Raw genomic sequence first — 10330 nt, forward strand, 5'->3', positions numbered from 1 at the left:
ATGGCAAAAAAAACAATTAATGATGAGTTATATGGGAAAATTACGTATAAGGGAGGATATTGGCAATTAAAGGATGGAATAAAATTGAAGATAAATAATAATGAAATGACGATTGCAACAGAGATAAGCGTGTATTCAATGATTTATGAAGAATTTAATATGGGATTATTAAGTGAAGAGTTAATGCAATTCCATAGAGATAATCCACAACTTCTTAATGCTGATAAGGCAGAGAAGACAAAAAAAGAACAAAAAGAATTATATAGAAAACATTTAATAGAGAATATTGATAAAACTATCTATAACATAGAGGAAGCAGCATTACAAAAAAGAGAAGAATTGATGGAAGCTGAAACTGAGGAAACTTTTTCTAAAATGGTAGGTAAGGAAAAAGCCAAAAGATTGTTTGCGGCTAGAACAAGAGAAGAAAAGTTAGCTTCACTAGAATTAATAAGATTGAGAGTGCTTGTAGATACAATTCAAATAACATGTAAATGTGATTGGTTTGAATTCGAAGGAGGGGGATTTGTTATTTTCTCTGATGGTAATGTAGAGATGTTTGATATTGATTCAATGAGTATTTAGAGAAAAATAATTTAGCCATATAAATACCATGATTTTATGAATTATTGGTATTTGTATGGTTTTTATTCTATGAAGATTATAAATATACTTAAGCGTAAAAAATGACGCGTAGTACTTATAATAGTGAAATAAAATCATCTAACATATGATAAACAAGGAAATACAATAAAAGAAGAGACTTAAAATGTAAATAATATCTTTGAGTACAACACTTTAAATCAGCAAGTTAAGGCTATAACTAAAGATGGAAATACTTTAGTTAGTAGATATGATACAGAAGGTTTAAGAGTAGAAATTGAAGAAAATGAAAAGCTAACTAAGTTTATTTTCCATAAAGAGAATGTTTTAGTTGAGGCTGATAAAGATTGGAATGCTATTTCTAGATTTACTAGAGGATATGAGATTGTTGCTGCTGATATTGCAGATTTAGGTGAAGATTCAGAAATAGAATCTAAATTAAATAGGTATTACTATACTGTAGATGAACATGGTAGTACAACATTTATTGCTGATAAATATCAGAATATCAAAAATGAATACCATTATGATGCATTTGGTAATGTTCTGGAATCACAAGAACAAGTTCATAATAGAATAACCTATGCAGGACAACAATTTGATGGAATAACAGGGCAATATTATTTAAGAGCTAGATTCTATAATCCTGTTATTGGTAGGTTTACTCAGGAAGATATTTATAGAGGCGATGGGTTAAATCTTTATGCTTATTGTGGGAATAATCCTGTAGCTTATTATGACCCTAGTGGGTATATGGATTGTAAAAATAAGGCTCAAGCTTTCAATAATGAAAGATTGAACTTAGGAAGTGACAGAACTAAAATTTATGAAAATGTTAGATCAGAAACTCAAAGAAAGCTTGATGAATTGACTGATAGAGTAAATGATAAAAAGGACAGTTTGGTAAAGAACGATATTAAACCTGCATTATCCACATCGTATAATGTAAATACAGATAAATATTATCACTTTACAAATTTAACGAAAGATCAAGTAAAGAAAATGGAAACAGTATACCATCCATATACCAAGGAAAGAATTAATAAACTTAAAATGGATGAGGATGAAATATTTAAATCATATGAGAAATTCACTAATGGAGCAGGTACACATGCAGAATGTCTTTCATTAAATGAATCAATGCTTGATGAATTTTGTATAAAAAACCATATAAATCGAGAAGAGATTACTCAGAGTTTAGTGGATGATTTATATGAAAAAAATCCAGGAATATTTAATCAAAAGCCTAATGATACAATAATAAATGTCGTTAATTCATGGAAGCTAAATAATAGGAATCTTGCTACACCTGGAAGTCCAATGCCAAGGTGTCCTCATTGCAAATATGTTACATTAGAGGCGGATGTATTACCAGAAATTATTGAGCAAGAAACGGAACATTATAAGAATAACTTTCCGAATTTAGTATTTGATAAATAAAGGGGAATAAAAGAATGAAAATATTATCAAAAGAATATGTTTATGAATATGGTAAAGATAGTGAAGAAATAGGGTATGATATAGTATATGGAACTCACGTAATAATGGATACTGATATACCATATACTGGAATAGTATATTCAAAATATGATGATGGTGATATGGCATCGTATTGTTTTTATAAAGATGGATACGAGGATGGGGATCAGGTGGAATTTTACGGAAATGGAAAAGTAAGATCATGGAATAATTTTAGAAGAGATATGGGAAAGGGTGAAGCTAGAGAATTTTATGAAAATGGAATATTAAAATGTATGGGGAAATATGATGGGGATGTTTGTTTGGAATATAAAATATGGGATGAAAATGGAAATTTAATCGATGAGAAAAAAGAACCTACAGGAGATGATATAAGGCGAATGAATAAGCTGATTGGAAAAAGTGAATGGTTGGTTATATGACGTGATAAATGAAAATTAATGTATAGTAATACAGAATAGATTAAAAGTTCAAATAGTTGTAGAAAATCAGTTTATTATATAAATTTTTTAGATAAGCATTGCCATAGTAAATGGTTTTGGATTTTTTGTGGAATGAAGAAAATCTGATATAAATAGGTTGTGTCATTTGCAAGATGACACAATTTTTATATCAGGTGGTTAATTTAAATGTATAATATGATAATAGTTCTAAATATTTTAATTTTAAGAATAAGCATTACAAAGGAAAATTACTATGTTTAATTATAGTGAATGTTAATATGTTGAAAAATATTTTTAATCTAGAAGAAATAGAAAAGTATAAGAAGTATAAGGAAATTCAAAAGATTTCAGGTTTAAATTTAAAGAAAACTAGCATCATCATGAAAAAGAGATAGCCTAATTTGAGGCATATTTTTATATAAAGCAGAGTTGAGTAGAGTCTTTGAAAATGAAGTAGTTAAAGAAGTATATAAGAATCTTGCAAGTAGAGATAATATGGAGAGACAGGATGGGATTAACACTAAATAAATAAAATTACAAGGAATTAAAATTACTAAAAAATAGAATTAAAGTTTTGCAAAAGAATAAATATATAAGGCAGGAATAAATAAAATGAATATTAATTTAGTTCATGATTTTAATATAAATACCGAAGAAGAATTTTCTAGGATTCAAAGTGATCTAGCAAAAAATATTATACTAAAAAATAGTTTTAATTCTAAGCATATAGAAACATGTGCAGGAGTAGATCTTGCATATTGGATGGAAGAAGAAAAAGAATATGCAGCATGTTGTATAGTAGTAATTAATTATATTTCCAAGGAAGTAATTGAAAAAGTGTACAGCTATGGAAAGATTAATGAGCCATATATACCAGGATATCTAGCCTTTAGGGAATTACCTTTAATTATAAAAGCTGTTGAAAAACTAGAAACTGAGCCTAATATCTTTATGTTTGATGGGAACGGATATTTACACTTTAATCATATGGGAGTTGCAACACACGCATCATTTTTCTTGAACAGCCCAACAATAGGTGTAGCAAAAAGTTATCTTAAAATTAAAGGAAGTGACTTTGAAATGCCTAAAGATGAAGTAGGTGCATATAGTGATATAGTAATAGATAATGAAGTTTATGGAAGAGCATTAAGAAGCAGAAAAAATACCAAACCAATATTTATTTCATGTGGAAATTATATCGATTTGGATACAAGTACAGATATAATATTAAATTTGCTGAGCATGGATAGTAGAATTCCAATACCAACAAGGTTAGCTGATTTAGAAACACATATTGTAAGACAAAAATTGAAAAATATATGACAGCCAAGGTAATTTATTAGAAAAGAAAACAAAGATTTCAGTTGGAAATTGGAAGACTCAAAGATTCACATATGATTCTTATGGAAGAATTCTAAGTAAAATAGATGGGAACAGAAGTTTAGCTTCTAAATCATAAAACTATTGAAATCAGTAGTATTTTTAGCAATTTAAAAAGTGTATCAAATTCGGAGAATTTTAACTATAAATCAAACCTTATTTTTGTTAAGCTATTAACTGAAATAAGGTTTGATAATTTCACCTAAAAATGATTTTGTCTTTAAATTATTATTTGGAGATGAGAAAAATAAAGATTTAATAATAGAATTATTAAATTCAATATTAAAAATGCCACATGATGAATTAGAAGATATAGAGCTAATTAATACAGAACTATTAAGAGAGTTTGCTGAAGATAGAAAAGGAATTCTAGATGTTAGAGCAAAAACTAAAAGTGGTGAGCATATAGATATAGAAATCCAAGTTTTATATACCTATTACATGGCTGAAAGAACATTATTTTATTGGAGTAAAATGTATAATGGTCAGATAAAATCAGGATATACATATGATAAACTAAAGAAATGTATAACAATAAATATAGTTGATTTTAATTGTATAGAAATAAATAAACTTCATACAAGTTTTCATATTACAGAAGATGAAACAAATAAAAAGTTAACAGATGTATTAGAGATTCATTATTTAGAATTACCCAAATTGTTTGATAACAATATTCCAAAAGATGAATCTGAACCACTGGTTCAATGGATGATGTTCTTACAGTCAAGAAATAAGGAGGCGTTTGAAATGTTAGCAGAAAAAAACGAAAAAATAAAAAAAGCATATAATATTCTTGAAGTTATAAGTAAAGATGATAATGCAAGAGCAGCATATGAAGCAAGAGAAGCAGAACTTCATGATCAAATGACAAGACTTAAAAGTGCTAGAGAAGAAGGGATAAAAGAAGCTACAATAAAAAATGCTAAGAATTTTTTGGTTATGGGATTAGATGTTGAGATGGTTGCTAAGGGAACAGGGTTAAGTGTTGATGAGGTTTTAAAAATTAAGGGAGAATTAAATTAATAAAAATAAGGATAGTATGATAAGTTATTGGTTAAATGTTGTAATAAATGAAGGAGTGTATATTTCAAGTTGGAGAAATATATGCTCTTTTATTATGTAAAGAAGTAGAATATGAGGAAAAATACTTTATGAATTTGGAATTGATAATTATGTTGAAGGAGCAGATGAAGATTCAAACATTTCATTACTTTTAAAAGATGAGAATAACTCTGTAATAGATATATTTCAAGATATAGGTACTAATATTTCAGTTAATATTGAGTTTTTTTTAGTAAAATATTTATAGGATCAGTGGAAAAAATTAGTAAAAATATTTATAATTATACAAAAGGCTATATTTACGATATATAGATAATTTAGATTTTAATAATGTAGTATTAATAAGTGTTGCGTAAGCTAGAAATGATAAGTCAAAATATAGTTGTGAAAATGTATAAAGTCTAAACAAAATTGTTTAAGGAGGATGTAATATGTCAAAGAGGGGAAGAGTAAAACCAAATAAAAGTATATCAATTATTGGGATGGTTGCGGGAGCTGGTATGGTGTATATTGGAATAACTAAGGCTATACCAGATACAGGTGCATTTGGTGTTGTTTGGACGCTAGTAGCTATCGGAATAGGAGTAGCTAATGCTATCAATGTTTTTAGTGAAAATGGAGTTGCATCATTTCAGATTGATTTTGAAGATAATGAATCTGATGAAGGAAAATATAAGAACTTTGATGAAAAGTTGAGAAAGATTAAAGGTCTTAAAGAAGATGGAATTATAAGTGAAGAAGAATATGAAGCAAAAAGAAAGGAAATATTAAGTGAAAAATGGTAGTAGAATTTTATTTTAATAACATTATTATTAAGAGATGTATTTTTAGCGTTTATGTTAATCACAGCAATTTAGCGTCTAAATCATGGAACGTTGTATCAGTGGAACCTTTTGAGATTTAAAATGTGTATCAAATTCTGAAAATTTTCAATATAGATGGAACCTCATTTTTGTCAAATTGTTAAAATGCATGGAAATGTATATCATATTAAAAGTTATAAAAGAAGCCAAAACAAGTTACGATATGGATTAATTTGACATATAAATATTAAAATGTTATATTTATATAAATTGTAATTTTGAGAGGAAGAGAACTATGTAATGTGTATATTCTAATAGATTATATCTAATTTTATTAGGTAGTCGATTATATCAAGAATATTTGATATAAAATTAAGAGATTTATTAAAAGTATGATAAATAAAAGTTTTTATATTAAAGAAAACTTCTTTTTTGAGATGCTCTTATTTAAGTCGCATGAAAATAAAATGGCAGATGGACTTGCTATTTTTTTGGATGTGCCTAATTAGAATATACTTTTCAATAACATAGCAAAGGCAATTATAAGAGGGGATGTTTTATTATTACTTTCTTTTAAAGGCTTAATTCTCTAAAAAAGCAATATCTTTTTTAGTTTATTTGTGTTGTGAAAAGTTAAATTCGCAGCACTTTTTATTTTGTAAAAATATTGGTGCGTAGAGAGAGTTTGTGATTGTAGGTGTTCAATATAAATTTCTCATTGAAAATAATAAGTTGAACTTATATCATCATGGGCACAATGTCTAGGGCCTAAGCCACAGTTATCTCCAACTTAAAAGAAGATGGGAGTGCCACAGTGGCTAAACATCAAATAAATAAGCTAAGAAAGAAGAGATAATATGGACGGAATGTTTAAATATCCAAGAACTCGCCACATTGAGGGATCGAGGCTCCAATCTGGCGATGAGGATTTAAAAAGTGTTAAATTTGAAGTTACTAAAGATAAATATATAGTTGTAGAAGAAAAAGTTGATGGAGCGAACACAGGAATCAGCTTTGACAAAAGTGGAAATCTACTTTTGCAGAGTAGAGGTCATTTTTTAAATGGAGGATATGGTGAAAAGCAGTTTTCACTATTTAAAATGTGGGCTAATTCTAATAAAAATGAACTTGAAAGCATACTAGGAAATAGATATGTAATGTATGGGGAATGGTTATATGCAAAACACACTGTTTTCTATGATGAACTCACTCATTATTTTATGGAATTTGATATTTATGATAAGTTAGAAAACAAATTTTTAAGTACTAAAAGAAGGAAGGAAATGCTTCAAGGACATAAATTTATCACTTCAGTTTTAGTACTCTATGAAGGAAAATCGAGCAAATTAAAAGAGTTAACTTCGTTTTTAGGCAGATCCAATTTTAAATCTGAAAACTGCCAAGAAGTTTTTAAAAAGCAATGTGAAGAATTAAATTTGTCTTATGAAATTGCAAAAAAGCAAACAGATGCATCAGACTTAATGGAAGGATTATATATTAAGGTTGAAAGTGAAAATGAGGTTACAGATAGATTTAAATATGTAAGAAACTCTTTTTTGAATACTATATTAGATTCTGAAACTCATTGGATTAATAGACCTATTATTCCTAATAAGCTTAAAGAGGGGTTAGATTTATTTTCTCTAGGAGAAGAGGTGTAAGAAATGAAGATTAATTTATTTGAAAATATAATTAATAAACAATTTGATTTTCAGAGTATAGCCGATAGCTTTCAAGTTATAAATAACCTTACTGAAATACCTCAAAATCCAAAATATCATGGTGAAGGGAATGTTTATATCCACACTAAAAATGTGTGTGGTGAGCTTTTGAAGTTAAATGAGTGGAAGGAGCTTTCTAATAAGCAAAGGGTGATTTTATATTTAGCTGCCTTGTTCCATGATATAGGGAAAATAAGCTGTACCAAAATTGAAGATGAAGAAATAGTATCTCCAAAGCATGCCATAAAAGGGGCAAAGAGGTTTAGAGAACTAGTTTATAAGGAATATGCACAAAAATATGAAATTGACTTTCAAACTAGAGAACAAATTGCAGCCTTAATAAAATATCATGGCTTGCCACTACTCTTTATGGAGAAAGAAGATTTAGAATATAATTTGATTAAAGCCAGTGAATGCTTAGATATGAATTTATTATATCTTTTGTCAAAGGCAGATCTGTTAGGAAGAGAATGTGGCGATAAACAAGAGCTTTTAAATAAGATAGAGTATTTTAGGGAATATTCTATTGAAATAGGGTGTTTTTATTCTAAAAAAGAATTTAGAAATGAATATACGAGGTTCAAATATTTTAATAGTAAAAATATTTGGTATGGTGATGAAGTGTTTGATATCACAAGCTTTGAAGTTGTAGTAATGGTTGGATTGCCACTTGCAGGTAAGGATACTTATATAAAAGAAAATTTGAGTCATATGCATGTGATTTCCTTAGACGATATAAGAGAAGAATTTAATGTATCACCAAGGGATAATTCAAGTAAGATTGCCATGGTTGCAAAAGATAGAGCAAAGGATTATCTGCGATTAAAGGAGCCCTTTGTATGGGATGCAACAAATATTTTAAGTGATACTAGAAAGAAGCTATGTGATTTATTTTCATCCTATGGAGCTAGAGTCAAATTTATTTATATTGAAGTGCCATATAACGAACTTATTTCTAGGAATAGGACTAGAGCTAGAAGCGTACCAATAAAAGTAATAAATAATATGATTCATAAATTTGATATGCTAGAAAGCTTTGAAGGATATAAAACGGAATTTCATGTAAGTGGTGGAGTTTAAAGAAGTAGGCATTGAAAATGAATATTAGATGTTAGAGTTAAAATCAAAAATGGTGAGCAAATAGATATACAAATCTAAGTTCTATATGAGGAATATATAGAAGAAAGAACTTTATTTTATAATTATTTTAGTAAGAATAAAGAGTAAAAATATATCACTGTATTGATTAGTTAAAAAATAAAAGGAATATATATTTTTAATTGAAAAAATATGTGTTCCTTTATTATATGAAAATAATGCATATACAAAATATAAATAGCCCTAATGAATAGGACTATTTATATTTAAAAATCTTGATAGATCACTCAATAAATTTTATTATTTCATAACCATTTTAGAAATGCTTTCAGTATAATTAGTTGTATCTGATGGCAACCATATATTTCCGACTTTGGTGAAGCTGAATGTATTTTCAGTTGTTGTTGAGCTTATTTGGCCCTTATTAATTGAATCTATTAGGTTTGCAACGTAAGCTTCTGTAAGTTTTTGTTTATCTCTAATACCATTTGATAGTGCCTGAGATGTAGTAATATTTACAGCATCTTTAGAGATTTGATCTCTATCTATAAATGTTGATGATACTTTAACTTGTGCAGAATTATCTGTTTTAGACACTTCTTCAAAATTAACTGAGTTTTTACTTATAGCACTTCTTAGAGCAGTTATCATTCCTTGAAGTTGATCATCTGATAATGAAATACCAGATTGTTCAGATTCTTTCTTAAAAGTTTTAAAATCATTCTTATTTATATTCTTAATTATTCTTTCGCCAAAAGCTTTGCTGTAACCAAGTTTCTCCATGCCGCTACTATCTTCCTTAATTACTAAGTTCCAAAGAACTTCAGCACTTTCTTTTGGTGAGATACTTTCTTCATCAATATTAAGATTAGGATTATCTTTATTTACCGCTAATTCAACTAACTTGTACCCGAAATTAGTTTGATCATCTGCAATCCAATATCTATTAACTTTTTTAAATTTAAATGTATTTGAAGATTTATCAGAGCTCACTTCTGCATTTTTTAATCCTTCTGTAAGCTTGTTTAAATATATTTCACCAAATTTTTTATTTTCCTCTTCATTACTTGTAAATTCCATCTTATCCGTTTCGTCTAAAGCATCCATTGCTGCTTGTTCATCGATTTTTTTTATATCAAAATTAGTAGTTGAAATTTCTACTTCGGCTTCGTCACCAGATTTAGAAATTTGCTTTGTTTCATAGGTAATCTTTGAAAGTGCTTCTTTATATGCTTCGCATATAGAATTTAACTGTTCATCTGAAGCTGAATATTGCATCAAAAGAACATTTTTTCTTAATTGATCCTTAATTTTATCTTCGTATTCTTTTACTATATTGTCTTTCTCGGAGTCAGATACCCCTATCTTTTGAAGATCTTTAGCATCAGATTTAAATATTAGTGAACAGTAAATGTCAGCTGAATTTTTTGCTGCATTACTATCAAAGCATCCACTAAATAAAAAACTAAATAGTAACGCCACCAATACTAAAAAACTAATTATTCTTTTTTTCTTCATTATTTTTTACCCCTATCATTTTAAGTTTAGTAGTTAACAAAGTACATTATATCATCCAATTAAAGTGATTTAAAGTTGTTTTTTACTAATATGGATGCTATTATAAAATGGAATTGGGGTAAAATTTCATATCTATCTTTAAATATAAATAGGTTGTTGAATAAACAGAATTTGTAAAAAATAAATAAGTCATCCCTTTGTGATATAATAATTTCGCGAA

General features: G+C 27.9%; 9 protein-coding genes and 1 pseudogene. 9 read left to right on the plus strand and 1 reads right to left on the minus strand.

Going from position 1 to position 10330, the window contains the following annotated elements; genetic code table 11:
- From L1S46_RS16615 to L1S46_RS16655, 9 genes and pseudogenes are all read left to right on the plus strand, one after another.
- Entirely contained in the window at positions 1–585 is a 585-nt protein-coding gene (locus L1S46_RS16615) for a hypothetical protein (protein WP_238900456.1), read from the plus strand.
- A gap of 525 nt (positions 586–1110) precedes the next feature.
- Positions 1111–1341: pseudogene (locus L1S46_RS26375) on the plus strand (RHS repeat-associated core domain-containing protein); the annotation flags it as partial.
- A gap of 15 nt (positions 1342–1356) precedes the next feature.
- On the plus strand, positions 1357–2043 hold the full coding sequence (locus L1S46_RS16625; protein WP_171787529.1) for a YwqJ-related putative deaminase: 687 nt from the start codon (positions 1357–1359) through the stop codon (positions 2041–2043).
- A 14-nt stretch (positions 2044–2057) separates the two neighbouring features.
- Positions 2058–2504, plus strand: coding sequence for a hypothetical protein (locus L1S46_RS16630; protein ID WP_171787530.1), 447 nt, complete (start codon positions 2058–2060; stop codon positions 2502–2504).
- A gap of 633 nt (positions 2505–3137) precedes the next feature.
- Complete coding sequence (locus L1S46_RS16635) at positions 3138–3848, plus strand: endonuclease V (RefSeq protein WP_238900457.1); 711 nt, start codon at positions 3138–3140, stop codon at positions 3846–3848.
- 246 nt (positions 3849–4094) lie between these two features.
- Positions 4095–4931: an Rpn family recombination-promoting nuclease/putative transposase gene (locus tag L1S46_RS16640; protein WP_012060526.1), complete on the plus strand. Its 837-nt coding sequence runs from the start codon at positions 4095–4097 to the stop codon at positions 4929–4931.
- A 470-nt stretch (positions 4932–5401) separates the two neighbouring features.
- The gene (locus L1S46_RS16645) at positions 5402–5755 is read left to right on the plus strand and encodes an SHOCT domain-containing protein (RefSeq protein WP_238900458.1); all 354 of its coding nucleotides are present in this window, start codon (positions 5402–5404) and stop codon (positions 5753–5755) included.
- 875 nt (positions 5756–6630) lie between these two features.
- Positions 6631–7434 carry an RNA ligase family protein gene (locus tag L1S46_RS16650; protein ID WP_238900459.1) on the plus strand — a complete coding sequence of 268 codons (804 nt, stop codon included), beginning with the start codon at positions 6631–6633 and terminating at the stop codon, positions 7432–7434.
- Between the two features lie 3 nt (positions 7435–7437).
- Complete coding sequence (locus L1S46_RS16655; RefSeq protein ID WP_238900460.1) at positions 7438–8574, plus strand: AAA family ATPase; 1137 nt, start codon at positions 7438–7440, stop codon at positions 8572–8574.
- 318 nt (positions 8575–8892) lie between these two features.
- Here the strand turns inward: L1S46_RS16655 and L1S46_RS16660 are convergent, their stop codons facing one another.
- Complete coding sequence (locus L1S46_RS16660) at positions 8893–10110, minus strand: DUF5105 domain-containing protein (RefSeq protein WP_236896181.1); 1218 nt, start codon at positions 10108–10110, stop codon at positions 8893–8895.
- Between the last annotated feature and the right edge of the window lie 220 nt (positions 10111–10330).

This window comes from Clostridium sp. YIM B02500, assembly GCF_022324665.1.
In the GTDB taxonomy this organism is placed as follows: domain Bacteria; phylum Bacillota; class Clostridia; order Clostridiales; family Clostridiaceae; genus Clostridium; species Clostridium beijerinckii.

What these genes read in the sequence shown, in the direction of transcription:
- L1S46_RS16615 (WP_238900456.1), top strand. Translation starts at nt 1, where the DNA reads ATGGCAAAAAAAACAATTAATGATGAGTTATATGGGAAAATTACGTAT.
- L1S46_RS16625 (WP_171787529.1), top strand. Translation starts at nt 1,357, where the DNA reads ATGGATTGTAAAAATAAGGCTCAAGCTTTCAATAATGAAAGATTGAAC.
- L1S46_RS16630 (WP_171787530.1), top strand. Translation starts at nt 2,058, where the DNA reads ATGAAAATATTATCAAAAGAATATGTTTATGAATATGGTAAAGATAGT.
- L1S46_RS16635 (WP_238900457.1), top strand. Translation starts at nt 3,138, where the DNA reads ATGAATATTAATTTAGTTCATGATTTTAATATAAATACCGAAGAAGAA.
- L1S46_RS16645 (WP_238900458.1), top strand. Translation starts at nt 5,402, where the DNA reads ATGTCAAAGAGGGGAAGAGTAAAACCAAATAAAAGTATATCAATTATT.
- L1S46_RS16650 (WP_238900459.1), top strand. Translation starts at nt 6,631, where the DNA reads ATGGACGGAATGTTTAAATATCCAAGAACTCGCCACATTGAGGGATCG.
- L1S46_RS16655 (WP_238900460.1), top strand. Translation starts at nt 7,438, where the DNA reads ATGAAGATTAATTTATTTGAAAATATAATTAATAAACAATTTGATTTT.
- L1S46_RS16660 (WP_236896181.1), bottom strand. Translation starts at nt 10,110, where the DNA reads ATGAAGAAAAAAAGAATAATTAGTTTTTTAGTATTGGTGGCGTTACTA.